This is a genomic window from Corynebacterium provencense (assembly GCA_900049755.1).
GTDB lineage: Bacteria > Actinomycetota > Actinomycetes > Mycobacteriales > Mycobacteriaceae > Corynebacterium > Corynebacterium neomassiliense.
In genome coordinates this window covers 800,989-817,058 of sequence record LT160593.1, presented here as the reverse complement: position 1 = coordinate 817,058, position 16,070 = coordinate 800,989, and the positions used below count along the sequence as shown (strand labels likewise).

The window sequence follows — 16,070 nt, the reverse complement described above, 5'->3', positions numbered from 1 at the left end:
ATCGGACCGGACGGGGCCGCAGGCGCGGCAGGCGCAGCAGGCGCAGCAGCAGCCGGAGCCGCAGGGGCACCGGGAGCGGACGGCACACCAGGGGCCGTCGCACCGAGCTTGATCGGACCGGACGGGGCCGCAGGCGCGGCAGGCGCAGCAGGCGCAGCAACAGGTGCACCCGGAGCGCCCGGAGCGCCGGGAGCGCCCGGAGCGCCGGGAGCGCTCAGCTTGATAGGAGTGTCGGCACTCGACGGGGACGTGTCGTCAGGCTCCCCGGGCACGCCCGGGGGCGGGGGTGTGGTCGACATTGTCTTGTCTCCTCCTGCTTTTCGCTCGTCTGTAGCGCTGCTGAGTTGTGGCTGTACCGTGGACGGACTCCGTCAAAGTCCTGGCCCGTACCGGTCCATGTCGCTGAAGATCTTAGCGCCCACCTGCCGGTTCATCCCATTTTCGGGAATGCTCCGACACATCGGACACAGCGGTTGTGTTTCGTCCGGATACGGCGTACGCCGAACTCAACGAGTCTGATTTGATAACTACCTTGCACAGAGGATAGCCCACAGGCCCTCCATGTGTCGAAAATCGCATCAGCTCCGCATGAGAGACACAAGCCACTGACCGTCTCCAGATCAGCGGACCTTTTGTTGTTTACTGTGCATTGTACCTGTTTCCTGACATTACACCACTGAGGTTCCGTGGACTCACCCCGAACCGTGCCTTGAACTCACGGCTGAACTGGGACAGGTGTCGGTAGCCCACCGCCCTGGCAGCCTCCGAAGGAGCCGACCCGTAGGCGATCAACCGGCGGGCCGTCTGCAACCTCACCGTCGCACGCCACCTGAGGAAGGTCATCCCGGTCCATTCCCGGAATCCCGCGTTGAGCTTCCGCGGCGTCCACCCCACCGACACCGCCCACCGGTCAAGACCTGCAGGTGAACGCAGATCCCGCAGGACGGCGTCCGCAACCTGGCGAACCTGCACCGGCATCCCGTCCACGGCGTCCACCACCGTGCCCGTGCCCTCCACGGTGCCCACCGGAGCAGGTGCCGGGTCGGCACCCGCGGTGACGACGGTCCCGAAAAGCGCCTCCGGCACGGCCGTGCTGTCATAACCCCCGGGACCGAGACCACTCTGGTTGGCGACGACATGCTGCAGCAGAGGCACAGTGTCACCGCTGTCGACCGCCACCGGAACAGTGCCCTCGTCCGGGCACACCTGTCCCACGGTGAAGGTCAACGGCAGTACCACCGAGCCGGGGGCCGTCAGAACCTCGTGACCCCGGTATGCGGGCATCCAGACGACCTGCCCCTCCCCGACCACGTTCACCAGGTCACCTGTCCGGAGCAGCATCCGCCCCCGGTACACCCAGAGCAGCAGGTGGAAACCGTGGTCCAGCCCCGGAGGGGAGGACGCCCCGCCCCACCCCGGAGGCGTCGAGAGACTGCGGTCCACCCGGGTACCGGCACCGTCACCGGTCCGCCACTCCGAAGGAGTGGCCCCCGTGCACCGGCGGAACGCACGGATGAACCCTGTGGGGGTCCCGAAGCCCACCGAACCGGCAATCTCGCTGACCGGTCTCGACCTGTCCGAGAGGAGCAGCCGGGCCGCCGCAGCCAGCCTGCACTGCCTCCGCCACCCGCCGAAGGTCAGACCCGTCTCGGTGACGACCATGCGGTGCAGGGTCCGTTCCCCGGTCGCGACTTCCTCCGCCCACTGCGACACCGTCCTCGGACAGGCCGGGCCCCGGGTCAGCGCCAGAGCCACCTCCAGGGCCCCCGCCGACTGCGGCAGTGGAGGTCCGGGCACCCGGGACTGCAGACCCCGCAGAACTCTCACACAGTCCCCCGCCCGGTGACCGGGTTCCCGCAGCGGAGACACGGAGGCGCTGAACTGGTGGAGGACCCAGTCGTTCCACCGCTGTCTCCCCCACCCGTCTCTCCCGCAGTCTCCCACGGAGAGCCTCTCCACGGCGTCCCCACCGTCACAGATCTCCGGGGCGGCGATCCTGACCGGTACGGCGACCGAACCTGGTGCGACAGTCACGCCTGCGCGGGTTCCCGGCGGCAGCAGGATTCCCCGTCCCCCGGTCAACCTGTCCACCTCTGCGCGGTACCTGACCTCCACAGTGCCGGCGTGGCACCACAGCAGCAGGTACCGCTCCCCCGCCTCCAGGTCGGCACGGAACGGTGCCAGATCATCAAGCACGGGGCAGTCCCGTACGATTCCGGTCCACACAATGAGCATAGCCTGACCTACTGCCGTGCACCTGATGCACAAGTCCCGGGCACGTCCCGTACCCGTTTCGACCACAGGACCAGGAGAAACAGTGAAACTCTTCCGCACCGTCCCCGCCGCACTCATCGGCGCCGCCGTCCTCGCCACCGGTCTCGTCGCCTGCAGCGACAACTCCCCCGAACCGACCGATCCAACCGGCGGCACCACCTCGACAACACAGCAGTCGACGCAGCAGACAACTTCAGCCGCACAATCGCAGCAGACGGCGTCCTGGCCCGTCACCGTCGACCACGTCAGAGGATCATCGACCGTACCGGCGAAACCCGAACGCATCGTGGTCATGCACGAGGCCGCGGTCGACCCAGTACTCTCCCTCGGCCTTGAACCGGTGGCCATGTTCGAGATCCAGGGCGGTGACGCCAACATGCCCTGGCTGCAGGGGAAGATCGACTGGCCGGAGGACGCCGCGCTCACCGCGGACCGCACCGCAGACCCCGAGGCTGTCGCGAAGTACGACCCCGACCTCATCGTCGTCGGTGACGTCTACGCCGACGACTCCACCTGGAAGGCCCTCGAGGACGTGGCCCCCACCCTCGTCTACGACTGGCCGGCAGACGGACCCGCCTGGCAGCCGATCCTCGACGGCATTGCACAGGCCACCGGTCTGGAGGACCGGGCTGAAGAAGTCAGGGACAGTTACGCCGGCCGCATCGCGGAGATACAGGCACAGTTTTCCGGCGTCGGAGACCTCACCTACAACTCGGCGATGCTCAACCAGGGGCAGCTCGTCTACTCCACCAACTCCCTGCTGGAGGACCTCGGGTTGGAACAGGCCGACAGGCAGAAAGCCGCCGGGGCCCGCGGGACCGTCTCCCTGGAGCGGCTCGACGAACTCGACGCAGATGTGCTGGTGATCTACGACCCGGCCGGAGAGAGGAAGAAGCTGGAGGACAGTGACCAGTTCCGCGGTCTGGCCTCCGTGCGCGACGGTGCCCTGATCTGGCAGGACACCGCCCTCGGCTACGCGGTGACCACGGCGTCCGGGCCGATGAGCCTCGACTGGGCCGTCGACAGGATCGCCCCACAGCTCACCGCAGCGCTCTGAGAAGCTGACAGCGTCCTCACCTTCTTCCCCCGGCCCTCATTTTTCATCCCCCACCTTCACGCTAACCGGCTGTCATCTCAGGACAACCCCACCCCCGGACCACTCCGTAGTCTGAGGCACCGTGACCACCAGCGCCGACTCTCCCGCCGCCCCTGCCGGTCCACCCGGTCCCACCCCGGAGGACGCCCTGCGCAGCCACCTCTTCGGCATCCGGTGGCCTCTGCTGCTCCAGGCTCCCCAGGAGCAGGTCGCCAGCCGGCCGATCCCCTTCGATGACACGACCACCGCCGCACAGTTCACCCGGCGCGTGGTCTTCGGCGCGGTGAAATACACGGTCCCCGGCGGGATCCTCCTGGCCCTGAGTCAGCTGTGCTCGGTCGCTGTCCCGGTGACCGCGGGCCTCGTCGTCGACCGGGCGATCGCCCGTCACAGCCTGGCCGAACTGCTGGGGTGGACAGGGGTTCTGGTCGCGGTGTCGGTCGCGGCGTCCCTGTGCTTCCGTTTCGGGTCCCGCACGGGCTTCTACGGTATGCAACAGGTCCAGCACCGCCTGCGCATGGACGTCACCGACCGGCTGCTGGATCCTGCCGGCATGGAGACCCGACGTCTCAGCGGAGCCCTTCTCGCCACCGCCACCGGCGACGTGTTCCGTCTTGCAGCGACCATGCAGCTCGGCATCTACCCTGTCGGTGAACTGTGCGCCGTCGTGGCCTGTGCGGTGGCCCTGACCGCCGTGTCCTGGCCCCTCGGTCTGGCGGTGCTCGTCGGGGCGCCGCTGATGCTGTGGATCATGACCGCGGCCGGCCGGCCGCTCCAGAGGCGCAGCCGGTCGCAGCAGGCCCTCGTGGCCCGGGCGACCGGCCAGGCCGGGGACATTATCGCCGGGTACCGGGTCATCAAAGGCCTGCGCGCCGAACGCACCGCATCCGACCGCTACCGGCGTGTCAGCTCCGGAGCACTGGACGGCGCACTGCGGGCACGGAACTCCCGTGCCCTGTACCTGGGCACGATGAACTCGGTGTCCGGGGTGTTCATCGCAGGGCTGACCGTCGGCGCCGCCGTGCTCGCCCTGGAAGGTCAGCTGACCGTCGGTGAGCTGATCTCGGTGGTGGGGCTGACACAGTTCCTGCTCGGACCGCTGACCTCACTGCCCACCATGATCGGAGCACCGTGGGCCACCGGGGTCGCCTCCGCCGACCGGGTCCTGGACCTGCTGCGTACTCCCGGCTCCGACACCGGGCCGGGAGTTCGGACGGCACCGGAACGGGACAGGCCGCTGACGCTCACGGTCACCGGCGCGACCGTTTCGGCAGGCGCGGCACCGGACGCAGAAACGGACGCAGAAACGGAAGTGGAAACGGACAGCGGAAGCGGTGACGGGGGGTGCGGCGGTACCCCGGTCCTGACCGTCTCCTCCGGCGAGTGTGTGGGGGTCCGCGCCGAAGGGTCGCGGGCGGGAGAGCTGGTCGGGCAGCTCGCCCACGGACACGGGGTCCTGGTCGACGACATCCCCGCCGGCGACCTGGACATCCTCGACTACCGGAATCTGGTCCTCACCGCGCCGCACACCGCCGACCTGTTCGAAGGGACCGTCGCCGACAATCTCGCTGTCCCGGGCTCGGACAGTTCCCTGGTCCCCGGCGCACTGCACGCCGCGGCCTGCGACGACATCCTCGCCACCCTTCCCCACGGTGAGCTCACCATGGTCGGTGACGGTGGGCTGCGACTGTCCGGCGGGCAACGGCAGAGGATCGCTCTGGCCCGCGCACTGGCGGCCGATCCACCGGTCCTGGTTCTCCACGACCCGACGACGGCGGTGGACCCGGTCACCGAGGCGACCGTCGCGGAACGCCTGAGACCGTTCCGGCGTCGGCGTGCCACCGTGGTCGTCACGGCGTCCCCGGCGATGCTCTCTGCCTGCGACAGGGTGGTGGAACTGTGACCGCCCCGGAACGCCTCCCCGTCGCCGACGGTCGACGCACCGCCGCGGTGCTGTGGGCGGAGCTGCGGGGACGCCGTGGACTCCTTGCCGTCTCCGCGGTCCTCGCCGCCGCCGGTGCCGCACTTGACCTGGTCACACCGTGGATCCTCGGCCGGGTCGTCGACGATGTCGCGCGTGCTTCCGACGGTGGAAGCGGCGGCGGAGCAACGCACACCCCGGCCTGGATCTACGGCCTCGCCGTCGTCGCCGCGTCCGTCGGCGCGGCTGTCCTGTCCGTGCTCGGGGTACTCGTGGCGTCCCGGCTGATGGAGAGGCTTCTCGCCTCCCTGCGTGAGAAACTCGTCGACTCGGCACTCAGGATGCCGCAGGAGCAGGTGGAACGCTCCGGCACCGGGGACCTCATCTCCCGTGCCAGCGATGACGTCGCCCAGGTCTCCGAAGCTCTGTCTCAGGTCGTCCCCCAGCTGACCAGGACATTCTTCACCATCATCCTCACCCTTGCCGGTATGGCGGTGCTCGATCCACGGCTGGCCCTGGTGATCCTCGTGGCCCTTCCGCTGTACTGGTGGACCCTGCGCTGGTACCTGAGGACCGCACCTGCAATGTACGCCGCGGAACGCGCCGCCTTCGGTGACCGCGCGCACAATCTCCTGTCGTCGTTGCGGGGACTGCCGACGGTGCTCGCCTTCCGCCTCTCCCGACGCCACAGCGCCCGTATCGCCGAATCCTCCTGGCAGGTCAACAGGTGGGCGTTGCGCGCCAGGACCGTGCAGACGATGTTCATGTGGAGGGTGGACATGGCTTTCCTGCTCATGCTCACCGCAGTCCTGTTCGTCGGGTATGTCCTGGTCGGGGACGGCCCCGACGGTTCCGGGTCGCTGACAGTCGGTGCGGTGACCACCGCCGTGCTGTTCTTCCTGCGGATCGAGGGGCCGCTCGGCCAGGTGATGCGGGAGATCGATGTCCTGCAGTCGGCGACGGCGTCACTGGCGCGGATCGTCGGGGTCACCGACTCCCGGCCTGCCGGCAGTACAGGTGGGGCAGAGGGAGCCGACCGCGCCGGCGACACCGGCGGTGACGGGGACGCCGGCTGTGACAGCGACGCCCGGGTGCTTATGGAGCATGTGTCCTTCTCCTACACCCCCGACGGGCCCGACGCCGACGACGTCCTCCACGATCTCAGTCTCACCGTCGCACCAGGTGAGCACCTTGCCCTGGTCGGAACCTCCGGGGCCGGGAAATCGACGGTCGCCGCACTCCTGGCCGGAGTCCATCCCGTCACCCGTGGCGTCCTGTCCTCCCCCCGGGACACAGTTCTCGTCAGCCAGGACAGTCACGTGTTCTCCTGGACACTGCGGGACAACCTCGCCGTCGGTGCGCCGGACCCCACGGCAGTGACCGACACCGCCCTGCTCGACGCGATCGGACGCACCGGTGCCGGCCACATCCTCGCCGACCTTCCCGACGGACTCGACACTCCCCTGGGCCCCGGCGGCTACCCGTTGACCGCGGCCCGGTCACAGCACCTCGCCCTCACCCGGGTACTTGTCGCCGACCCGTCGCTCGTCATCCTCGACGAGGCGACGGCCGAAGCCGGCTCCGCGAACGCCCGCGAACTCGACCTCGCCTCCGACGCCGCGACCGAGGGCCGCACCGTCCGACGCCGCGACCGAGGGCCGCACCGCCGTGGTCATCGCCCACCGTCTCAGCCAGGCCGCCGCGTGCGACCGGATCGCGGTGATGGAACAGGGGAGGATCGTGGAGATCGGCTCGCACCGGGAACTCGTCGACGCAGGTGGCAGATACGCACAGCTCTGGGACGCCTGGAGCGCCTCACGGTAGGTGTCCCCTCGGGCCCGCACACGACGACGCGTGGCGGACATACACCGGCGCGGAACGGACAAAGAAATTACCCCCGTCACCTACCCCCGTCCAGTGAGTGCCAGTCACCCGGTCACCCTCCGGACTCTCCGTGGCGAACAGTGACGATACAGAAAGTGACGCAGAGGAAAAGAAAAGCAGTGTGAGGTTAGACACCGGTATACTTAGGCTCCACTTGGCGCAGAAGGCTCCGGCTTGGCTAGGGTGCAACAGAGATTCAACGAACCTGACGTTCTGAGAGGACATTCATCCATGCGCACCCTGTTCCGCGGACGCCGAACGGCCCCGCTAGCACTCACTGTCACGGCCCTGCTCACCGCAGGATCCCTCGTCGCCTGCTCCGACAACAGTGACGACAGCGCCCCCGCAGCAGACACGAAGACCGTCACCGACGCCCGCGGCGAGGTCGAGATCCCCGCCGACCCGCAGCGTGTCGCCGCCTTCGACAACCGCATCTTCCGGGTCCTCCAGGACTGGGACATCGACCTGGTCTCCGCACCGGTCACCCTCATCCCGGACACGATCACCAAGTACCACGAGGACAAGAACATCCACGACACCGGCTCACACCGTGAGCCGAACCTCGAGGAGCTCGTCGCCTCCGACCCCGACCTCATCATCACCGGCTACCGCTACGCCAGCCAGTACGACAAGATGAAGGAGCTTCTCCCCGACGTCCCCGTGCTCGACCTCAGCTTCGGCCAGGGTCCCCGCGACGAGAACGGCGAAGCCGAGCAGACCCAGTCCACCGAAGACACCCTCAAGGACATCACCACCCTCATCGGAGAGGTCTTCGACAAGCAGGACCAGGCCAGCGACCTCGAGGCGAAGTTCGACGAGGCCAAGGACCGCGCCAAGGCAGCTTACAACCCGGAGCAGACCGTCATGGGTCTGGTCACCTCCGGAGGCGACATCAACTACGCCGCCCCGTCCACCGGCCGCTCCGTAGGACCCGTCTTCGACATGGTCGGCCTGACCCCGTCCTACAACCACGACGGTTCCTCCAACCACCAGGGTGACGACATCTCCGTCGAGGCCATCGCCGAATCCAGGCCCGACTGGATCATCGTCCTCGACCGCGACGCCGCCGTCAGCGCCGACGAGGCCGGGTACAAGTCCGCAGAAGAGCTCATCAAGAACTCCCCCGCGCTGAAGAACGTCCCCGCCGTCCAGGAGGACCACATCATCTACCTGCCCTCGGACTTCTACACCACCGAGGACATCGAGGCCTACACCGAGGTCCTCAACTCCGTCGCCGACTCCTTCGAAGCCGCCCGGTAGCTCCCACCTCCCCGCCGACACCACTGTGACGACACCGCTGTGACCACGACAACCCCCGCCCCTCCGGAGTCCACCCGACCCCGGAGGGTCTGGCGTACCACCTGGCCGATACTCCTCGGCGTCCTCGTCACCCTCGCACTGGTGACCGCCTCCCTGTTCGTCGGGGTCTACGACATCACCGGCGGCGAGGACGGCTGGGAGATGTTCTTCATCACCCGGGTGCCCAGGACCGTCGCCCTCGCCCTCGCCGGGGCGTCGATGGCGATGTGCGGGCTGGTGATGCAGCTGCTCACCCAGAACAAGTTCGTCGAGCCCACCACCACCGGAACCACGGAATGGGCCGGACTGGGACTCATCACCACGATGATCGTCATACCGGGGGCGTCCCTGACCACCCGGATGGTCGGGGCGGTGCTCTTCGCATTCGTCGGCACCGGCGTATTCTTCCTTTTCCTGCGTCAGGTGAGGCTGAGATCCTCACTCATCGTCCCGATCGTCGGGATGATGCTCGGCGCGGTCGTCGGGTCCGTGTCCAGTTTCGTGGCGCTGAAGACCGACATGCTCCAGCAGCTCAGCATCTGGTTCACCGGCTCATTCACCGGTATCGTCCGGGGCCGGTACGAACTGCTCTACCTGGTCCTCCTGGTGTGCGTGGCCGTGTTCATCGTCGCCGACCGATTCACCGTCGCCGGACTGGGCCGGGACATCGCCACCAACGTGGGACTGAACTACGGCCGGGTGCAGCTCGTCGGCGTGGGCATGGTCGCCGTCGTCACCGGCATCGTCACTGTCGTGGTCGGCAACCTTCCCTTCCTCGGCCTGATCGTGCCGAACATCATCTCCCTGTTCCGCGGGGACAACCTGCGTTCCAATCTTCCCTGGGTGGCGATGCTGGGAATGTGGGTGCTGATCACCGCCGACATTTTCGCACGGACCGTCATCGCCCCCTTCGAGGTCCCCGTCTCCCTGATCCTCGGCGTCATCGGCGCCGTGGTGTTCGTGTTCCTTCTGGTGAGAGGACGCCGACATGCCGGCTGACACCGGGGCCACCGCCCCGCCCGCACACACCACCGCCCCGACGGGGACGCCACAACGCACCAGCGGACCGTTCACCACTGCACGACAGCGTGTGCGCTACACCGTTCTTGTCGCCGTCCTCGTCGCCCTCGCCCTCCTCGTCACCGTGGCACACATGACCTACGGCAATCCGGTTCCTCTCGGAGAGAAAGGGTTCTGGAGGATCGTCAACCTGCGGCGGGACGCCCTCATCGCCATCGCCCTGGTCGCCCTGTGCCAGGCATTCGCCACCGTGGCCTTCCACACCGCCACGGACAACCGCATCATCACCCCGTCGATCATGGGCTTCGAGTCCATCTATGTCGCGGTGCAGACATCGGTCATATTCTTCTTCGGCTCCGTCGGCCTGGCACAGTTCACCGGACTCCCCCAGTTCCTCCTGCAGGTGGGCATCATGGTGGCTTTCGCCGTCACCCTGTTCACCTGGCTGCTGTCCGGAAGATTCGGCAACATCCAGGTGATGCTTCTCGTCGGGATCGTCCTCGGCGGCGGGCTGCGCTCCCTGTCCACGTTCATGCAACGCCTGCTGGACCCCAACGAATTCGATGTTCTCACGGCACGGACCTTCGGCAACATCGCCAACGCGAACACCGAGAACTTCCCGGTCATCATCCCTGTCGTCGCTGTCGTCTGTCTCGTGCTCTACCTCAGGTCCCGTCGGATGAACGTCATCGCCCTGGGGCGGGAGACCGCCACAAACCTCGGGGTCGACCACCGGCGGGAACTGATGCTCATCCTGTTCCTCGTCTCTGTCCTCATGGCCATGACTACCTCCATGGTCGGCCCCATGACCTTCCTCGGGTTCCTCGTCGCGACCATCGCCTACCAGCTGACGGACACCTACGACCACCGCCTCATCCTCCCGGTCGCGACCCTGGTCGGCTATGTCTTCCTCGGCGGGTCCTACTTCATCATGAGGAACATCTTCGACGCCGAGGGTGCGGTGACGATCATCATCGAACTCATCGGCGGGTCCGTCTTCCTCCTCTTCATCATGCGGAAAGGCCGTCTGTGATCTCCCTCGACAACGTCTCCAGGACCTACAGCGGTGACGTCACCGTCGGACCGGTCACTCTGGACATCCCGGCCGGGGGCGTCACCGCCCTCGTCGGACCCAACGGCGCCGGCAAGTCGACCCTGCTCACCATGATCGGACGTCTCCAGAAACCCGATTCGGGTACCGTCACGGTGGGCGGGCTCGATGTCGCCTCCGCGCCCTCGGGGGAGGTCGCGAAGATCCTGTCGATCCTGCGGCAGGAGAACCACTTCGTCACCAGGCTCACGGTCCGTCAGCTCGTGGGGTTCGGACGGTACCCGCACTCCCACGGCCGGTTGACCGTCGAGGACGAGAAGCACATCTCCGAGGCGATCGACTTCCTCAACCTCACGGACCTGGAGAGCCGGTACCTCGACCAGCTCTCCGGCGGCCAGAGACAGCGCGCCTACGTCGCCATGGTGCTGGCCCAGGACACCGACTACGTGCTGCTTGACGAACCACTGAACAACCTGGACATGAAACATTCGGTGCAGATGATGAGACAGCTGAGGAGAGCCTGCGACGAACTGGGCCGCACCGTCGTCATCGTCCTGCACGACATCAACTTCGCCGCCCGCTACGCGGACCACATCTGCGCGATGGCCGACGGCAGGGTCACCGTGTTCGGCACCCCGGAGGAGGTCGTCAGGGACGAGATCCTCACCGACATCTTCGGAACCCCGGTCAAGGTCCTCCACACCGAGGACGGTCTGCTCGCCAGTTACTTCTGAGTTGAGTTCAGGGTTGAATTCAGGGTTGAGTTCAGGGTTGAGTTCAGGGGCGGCACGAACACACTGGTGACGAGTAGAATCGCGACCATGAGTACCTCTTACATCTCCCAGGGTCCCGGACTGCTGGAGTCCCTCCAGAAGCGTGGATTCCAGTTCCTGCTGTGGCGGGGCATCCTCGCCGTCCTTGTCGGCATTCTCCTGTTGATCTCCCCGTTCGGGTCAGCCACCGCCTTCGGCATCATCGTCGGCGCGTGGATGATCGTCGACGGTCTGTCCACTGTCGGCCTGTCGGTCGACCTGAAGAAGCGGGACGCCCCCTGGGGCTGGGTCCTCGCCGACGGCATCATCCAGACGCTCTTCGGCATCTTCGTGATCATCTTCCCCGTCAGTTTCGCCATCGTCAGCGCCTTCTTCGTCATCGGCTTCATGGCGGTGGGCATGGTGCTCTCGGGCATCGCACAGCTGTCCGCGCCGGTGGAGAACCGCAGCGGCTGGTCCATCGCAGTGGGTGTGGTCAACATCCTCTTCGGCGTCATTCTCGGGGCACTCGCCCTGTTCAACCCGGTCGACAATGTCGTCAGTCTCGCCTGGTTGGCCGGCATCGCCGCAGTCGCGCTCGGCATCTCGCTGATCGTCTTCGCCGTCAAGGTACGCAATCTCGGCAAGTGACCGGAGGCGGGAGTAGGTTCGGGACGTATGAGCACCCCCGCGCCGCACGTCCCCCTTTCCCTCCTCGACTTCGCCACGGTCTACCGTGGCGAAACTCCCCGTGACGCCTTCCGCCGTTCAGTCGAACTGGCCCGGAGGGCGGAGGAACTGGGTTACACCCGGATCTGGTACTCCGAGCACCACAACATGACCTCCATCGCGTCATCGGCCCCGGCCGTGCTCATCGCCCATGTCGCGGCGAAGACGGACCACATCCGCCTCGGGTCGGGCGGGGTGATGCTGCCCAACCACGCGCCACTGGTCATTGCCGAACAGTTCGGCACTCTCGCCGAACTGTATCCGGACCGTATCGATCTCGGCCTGGGCCGGGCCCCGGGCACGGACGCCCGCACGGTCGCGGCTCTACGGCGTTCCCCGCAGAACGCGGAGAACTTCCCCAGGGACGTCCTGGAACTGCAGGGGTTCCTCGCCGGCAGGTCCCGGGTCCAGGGCGTCGAAGCGATTCCCGGGGCGGACACCAACGTCCCCCTCTACATCCTCGGATCATCACTCTTCGGAGCCACCCTCGCGGCGAAGCTCGGCCTGCCCTACTCTTTCGCCTCACACTTCGCCCCCGACGCCCTGGTCCCGGCGGTGAAGGCGTACCGGGAGAACTTCACCCCGTCCGAGTTCTGCCCGGAACCCTATGTGATCGCCGCTGTGAACGTCACCGCATCGGACACCGAGGAGGACGCCGTTCGTCAGAGTGACATCGTCCGGCGCCGCAGGGTCGAGACAATGGCGCTGCGTGGCCGTCAGGTCGGCGAAGAGGACCTCGACCTTCTCATGTCCTCCCCCGCCGCCGAGATGATCCTGTCGATGCTGCGGTACCACGCTGTCGGTACGGGCGAGCAGGTCGCGGAATACCTGGAGGGCTTCACCCGCCACGCGGACGCCGACGAGCTGATGATCTCCCTGCAGTCCCCCACCACGACCGAGGCGCTGACCTCCATGTCGATTCTGGCGGACGCCTGGGGACTGCCCCTGTCATCCTAGGTTCACGTGCCGGGCCCGCACCCCGGTCAGCTGACGATCTTCAGCCCGACCACCCCGGCGATGATCACCGCCAGGAACACCGCCTTCATCACTGTCAGAGACTCCTCGCCGGTCAGCACACCCAGTGCCACCGTGGACACCGCACCGATGGCCACCCACACCGCGTACGCCACACCGGTCGGAAGCTCCCGCAGTGCCAGTGACAGCCCGGCGAGGCTGACCGTGAGGAAGATGAGGAACACCGCTATCGGCCCGACCCTGGTCACCGAGTCCACCTTCCCCAGTGCGGTGACCCACACCGGTTCACACAGTCCGGCTACAACCAGTACGATCCACGCCACAGCAGTTCACTCCCCGTCAACAATGTTTCCTCATCAAGTTTGTTGAGTGAAGAGTAACCTGACAGCCATGCCTTCGCAGACCGAGGACTTCCGGGCGGTGTTCCGCCACCACCCCGCCGGAGTGGTCCTCGTCACCGCCACCGTCGACGACCGGCCGGTCGGCCTGGTGCTGTCCAGTCTGGCGTCACTGGCCGTGGATCCGTTGGCGGTGTCCTACTCCCTGGCGAAAAAGACGGGACGCCCCGGCGCGCTGCTCAGGGCATCCACCTGCCTCGTGCACTTCCTCAGCGGGGAACAGGCCGACATCGCCCGGGAATTCGCTTCACCGCACGGCCGGCACTTCACCGCCGACCAGGGATGGACCACCGCCCCGACCGGGGAGCCGCTGCTCACCGACGCGCCGGCCGTGTTCCGGGTCCGGCCTGCCGGCACTGTGGAGGTCGGCCCGGCGACCCTGGTGGCGGCTGAGGTCCTGGATGTCACGGCGTCCCCCGCCGTCCTCTCCGGCGACCTGCCCCACCTTCTGTACGTCGACCGGACGTTCTGTTCACGACCGCGGGCAACCGGCGCCGCGGACGATCCCGCGCCCGGAGACACCGACAGACCCGGCCTGAACCCGGCCTGACCCTGAACTGAACCCGGCCTAACCGTTGGCGTTGCCCTGGGACCAGGTCGACCAGGGGATGTTCCAGTCCCCCAGCCCGTCGGAACCGCTGAGTGTCTCAGCCCCGGTGTTCTTCACGGTGACGATGTCGCCGCGCCTGAGATTGTCGTAGACCCACTTGGCGTCCTCCACCGACAGGTTGAGGCACCCGTGGGATGTGTCGGTGTTGCCCTGGGCCCACACCGACCACGGGGCTGCGTGCAGGTAAATGCCGGAGTACGACATCTGCGTCGCATAGGCGACCTGGGTCTGGTAGCCCCCGGCGTCCAGGGCGAGACCGTAGGTCGTGGAGTCCATCATCAAGGTGTCGTACTGGTCACCGATGGTGTACACCCCGACCGGGGTTTCGTGCCCCGGCATGCCCATCGAGGTCGGCATCGTGCGCACGACCTCACCGTTCTTCGTGACGACAACCTGCTTGGTCCGGTCATCGGCCTCCACGCGGACATCATCGCCGATGGTGAACGTGGCCTCGCGGTTCTGCTGACCGTACATGCCGTCGCCGAGATCCTTGCCGTACAGGTCGGCCTTGACGTGCACCGTAGTGCCCGGCGCCCAGTAGTTTTCGGGACGCCACCGCACCTCCTGTGATGTGATCCAGTAGAAGGCCCCCTCGACATGCGGCTCGGTCTCCACGGTGATCGCCTTCTCGACAGCCTCACGGTCCGAGGGAATCTCATCGAACCTCAGTGCGACAGTCTGACCGATTCCGACCGTGACCCCGTCCAGCGGAGCGAGCGCACCGTCGGTCAGCAGGTCCGGGCTGAAACTGGTGAAAGTCTGGTTCAGCTCATCGTCGCCGGCGGAAGCCGAGAGACTGTAACTGCTGGAGTACTCCAGCGGTTCGGCGCTGGTCCACTTCGTCCTGTCCTCGGAGAACGTGCCGGCGACCTCGGTTCCCGCCGCGTCGACGAGAGTGACGTCGTCGAGACCGTCCCCGTCGGTGACGGTCACCGGGGAGTCGACTTTCACACCTGTCGCACCGTCGCTGACGCTGCTGACAAGTTCATCGGTGACCGGGGTGGAGGTGGTCGTCGAGGCGACATTGCCGACACCGCCGTCATTGCCCTTGTCGATGGTGCAGGCGGTGGTCGCCAGGAGGGCAGCCGCACCGGCGGCGGCGAGAATGGACCGGAAGATACGACCCGGGTGGTACTGCATGGGTGTCAAAACTTCGCTTTCGTCGTGTGGTCGACGGACCAGCCAGTGTGGTGGAGATCATCCGGCCCGCCGTTGACTGCAACTGTAGCGAGCACCCCGGACACGAAGGACATCAGAATCGCCGATCCGGCAATTTGTGTCCCAATTGTTATCCCGCGTGCGAATCTCTCCGACGCCGACCTGCCCGTTTGTCGCGGACGGGGGTGGTGGCCTATAGTCTTCTGCGTTGCACAGATGCGCCGGGCCGGTTGACGGGACCGGCCGCAGATCTTCTGTACGCGACATCTGTACGCGCCATTAGCTCAATTGGCAGAGCAGCTGACTCTTAATCAGCGGGTTCGGGGTTCGAGTCCCTGATGGCGCACCACACAGACCCCGGTGAGTTCATTCTCGCCGGGGTTCTCGCATTCAGTCGGACAGACCGGTTCTGCTGACCGGTACCACAGTCCGGTTCTGCGGCGGACCCGGTCGCCCGGCGGACCCGGCCGCTCAGCGAATCCGGGGCCCCGTCTGCAGCATGCCGACCAGTGGCCCGATCACCCAGTTCACCACAGCCATGATGAGTGCCCCCCAGAACGCGGCACCGAACGTCGAGACCGTCAGCCCCGTACCCACCGTCTCGGTGACCACTGCCGCCAGGCCGAACACCACACCGTTGATGACCAGTGCGAACAGCCCCAGAGTCAGGATGCTCAACGGCAGTCCGATCAGCTGGAGCACCGGACGGACAGTCATGTTCAGCAGCAGAATCACCAGGCCGGAGAACAGGTAGACCAGCAGCCGGTCGTGGGAACCATCGCCGAACAAGGGGGTGGCCGGGGCCACCACGTCCACCCCGTCGACGAGAGCGACCACGATCCACAGGGCCACGGCGTTGCCCGCGGCACGGACGAGAAAGTTCCAGAGAAAGCTCACCTGTCC

General features: G+C 66.7%; 14 protein-coding genes and 1 tRNA gene. 11 read left to right on the top strand and 4 right to left on the bottom strand.

Annotated elements, in window-relative coordinates:
* Positions 1 to 639: 639 nt before the first annotated feature.
* On the bottom strand, positions 640 to 2,196 hold the full coding sequence (locus BN3906_RS10160) for a helix-turn-helix domain-containing protein (RefSeq protein WP_066589781.1): 1,557 nt from the start codon (positions 2,194 to 2,196) through the stop codon (positions 640 to 642).
* 121 nt (positions 2,197 to 2,317) lie between these two features.
* On the opposite strand from BN3906_RS10160, the gene BN3906_RS10155 reads away from it, so the two are divergent.
* The 9 genes from BN3906_RS10155 (at position 2,318) to BN3906_RS10115 (ending at position 12,983) form a co-directional block, all read left to right on the top strand.
* Complete coding sequence (locus tag BN3906_RS10155) at positions 2,318 to 3,331, top strand: ABC transporter substrate-binding protein (RefSeq protein WP_066587932.1); 1,014 nt, start codon at positions 2,318 to 2,320, stop codon at positions 3,329 to 3,331.
* Positions 3,332 to 3,452: 121 nt separating this feature from the next.
* Entirely contained in the window at positions 3,453 to 5,273 is a 1,821-nt protein-coding gene (locus tag BN3906_RS10150) for an ABC transporter transmembrane domain-containing protein (RefSeq protein ID WP_078057354.1), read from the top strand.
* Positions 5,270 to 7,300: an ABC transporter ATP-binding protein gene (locus BN3906_RS10145; RefSeq protein ID WP_147592907.1), complete on the top strand. Its 2,031-nt coding sequence runs from the start codon at positions 5,270 to 5,272 to the stop codon at positions 7,298 to 7,300. The genes BN3906_RS10150 and BN3906_RS10145 overlap by 4 nt, the downstream gene beginning before the upstream one ends.
* Before the next feature lie 106 nt (positions 7,301 to 7,406).
* Positions 7,407 to 8,435 (top strand): siderophore ABC transporter substrate-binding protein, encoded by a 1,029-nt coding sequence (locus tag BN3906_RS10140; protein WP_066587929.1) that lies wholly within the window; start codon positions 7,407 to 7,409, stop codon positions 8,433 to 8,435.
* 39 nt (positions 8,436 to 8,474) lie between these two features.
* Positions 8,475 to 9,473: an ABC transporter permease gene (locus tag BN3906_RS10135; protein WP_066587926.1), complete on the top strand. Its 999-nt coding sequence runs from the start codon at positions 8,475 to 8,477 to the stop codon at positions 9,471 to 9,473.
* Positions 9,463 to 10,527, top strand: a complete 1,065-nt coding sequence (locus tag BN3906_RS10130) for an iron chelate uptake ABC transporter family permease subunit (RefSeq protein WP_066587922.1) — start codon at positions 9,463 to 9,465, stop codon at positions 10,525 to 10,527. Before BN3906_RS10135 ends, BN3906_RS10130 begins: the two co-directional genes overlap by 11 nt.
* Complete coding sequence (locus BN3906_RS10125) at positions 10,524 to 11,279, top strand: iron ABC transporter ATP-binding protein (RefSeq protein ID WP_066587914.1); 756 nt, start codon at positions 10,524 to 10,526, stop codon at positions 11,277 to 11,279. The genes BN3906_RS10130 and BN3906_RS10125 overlap by 4 nt, the downstream gene beginning before the upstream one ends.
* Positions 11,280 to 11,366: 87 nt before the next feature.
* Positions 11,367 to 11,948 carry an HdeD family acid-resistance protein gene (locus BN3906_RS10120; protein ID WP_066587905.1) on the top strand — a complete coding sequence of 194 codons (582 nt, stop codon included), beginning with the start codon at positions 11,367 to 11,369 and terminating at the stop codon, positions 11,946 to 11,948.
* Between the two features lie 27 nt (positions 11,949 to 11,975).
* Positions 11,976 to 12,983 (top strand): LLM class flavin-dependent oxidoreductase, encoded by a 1,008-nt coding sequence (locus tag BN3906_RS10115; RefSeq protein ID WP_066587900.1) that lies wholly within the window; start codon positions 11,976 to 11,978, stop codon positions 12,981 to 12,983.
* 26 nt (positions 12,984 to 13,009) lie between these two features.
* Here BN3906_RS10115 and BN3906_RS10110 read toward each other — a convergent pair whose 3' ends face one another.
* Positions 13,010 to 13,324, bottom strand: a complete 315-nt coding sequence (locus BN3906_RS10110; protein ID WP_066587897.1) for a DMT family transporter — start codon at positions 13,322 to 13,324, stop codon at positions 13,010 to 13,012.
* A 67-nt stretch (positions 13,325 to 13,391) separates the two neighbouring features.
* Here BN3906_RS10110 and BN3906_RS10105 point away from each other — a divergent pair, with 67 nt between their 5' ends.
* Positions 13,392 to 13,949 carry a flavin reductase family protein gene (locus BN3906_RS10105; protein WP_066587894.1) on the top strand — a complete coding sequence of 186 codons (558 nt, stop codon included), beginning with the start codon at positions 13,392 to 13,394 and terminating at the stop codon, positions 13,947 to 13,949.
* 18 nt (positions 13,950 to 13,967) lie between these two features.
* On the opposite strand, the gene BN3906_RS10100 is transcribed toward BN3906_RS10105, so the two are convergent.
* A complete protein-coding gene (locus tag BN3906_RS10100) occupies positions 13,968 to 15,149 on the bottom strand; it encodes a L,D-transpeptidase (RefSeq protein ID WP_066587891.1) in 1,182 nt (393 codons plus the stop codon).
* Between the two features lie 291 nt (positions 15,150 to 15,440).
* On the opposite strand from BN3906_RS10100, the gene BN3906_RS10095 reads away from it, so the two are divergent.
* A tRNA-Lys gene (locus BN3906_RS10095) sits at positions 15,441 to 15,516 on the top strand.
* A 122-nt stretch (positions 15,517 to 15,638) separates the two neighbouring features.
* Here BN3906_RS10095 and BN3906_RS10090 read toward each other — a convergent pair.
* Positions 15,639 to 16,064: a phage holin family protein gene (locus BN3906_RS10090; protein ID WP_066587888.1), complete on the bottom strand. Its 426-nt coding sequence runs from the start codon at positions 16,062 to 16,064 to the stop codon at positions 15,639 to 15,641.
* Between the last annotated feature and the right edge of the window lie 6 nt (positions 16,065 to 16,070).

Coding starts and splice junctions, on each gene's coding strand:
- BN3906_RS10140 (WP_066587929.1), top strand. CDS start 7,407: ATGCGCACCCTGTTCCGCGGACGCCGAACGGCCCCGCTAGCACTCACT.
- BN3906_RS10130 (WP_066587922.1), top strand. CDS start 9,463: ATGCCGGCTGACACCGGGGCCACCGCCCCGCCCGCACACACCACCGCC.
- BN3906_RS10120 (WP_066587905.1), top strand. CDS start 11,367: ATGAGTACCTCTTACATCTCCCAGGGTCCCGGACTGCTGGAGTCCCTC.
- BN3906_RS10115 (WP_066587900.1), top strand. CDS start 11,976: ATGAGCACCCCCGCGCCGCACGTCCCCCTTTCCCTCCTCGACTTCGCC.
- BN3906_RS10105 (WP_066587894.1), top strand. CDS start 13,392: ATGCCTTCGCAGACCGAGGACTTCCGGGCGGTGTTCCGCCACCACCCC.
- BN3906_RS10100 (WP_066587891.1), bottom strand. CDS start 15,149: ATGCAGTACCACCCGGGTCGTATCTTCCGGTCCATTCTCGCCGCCGCC.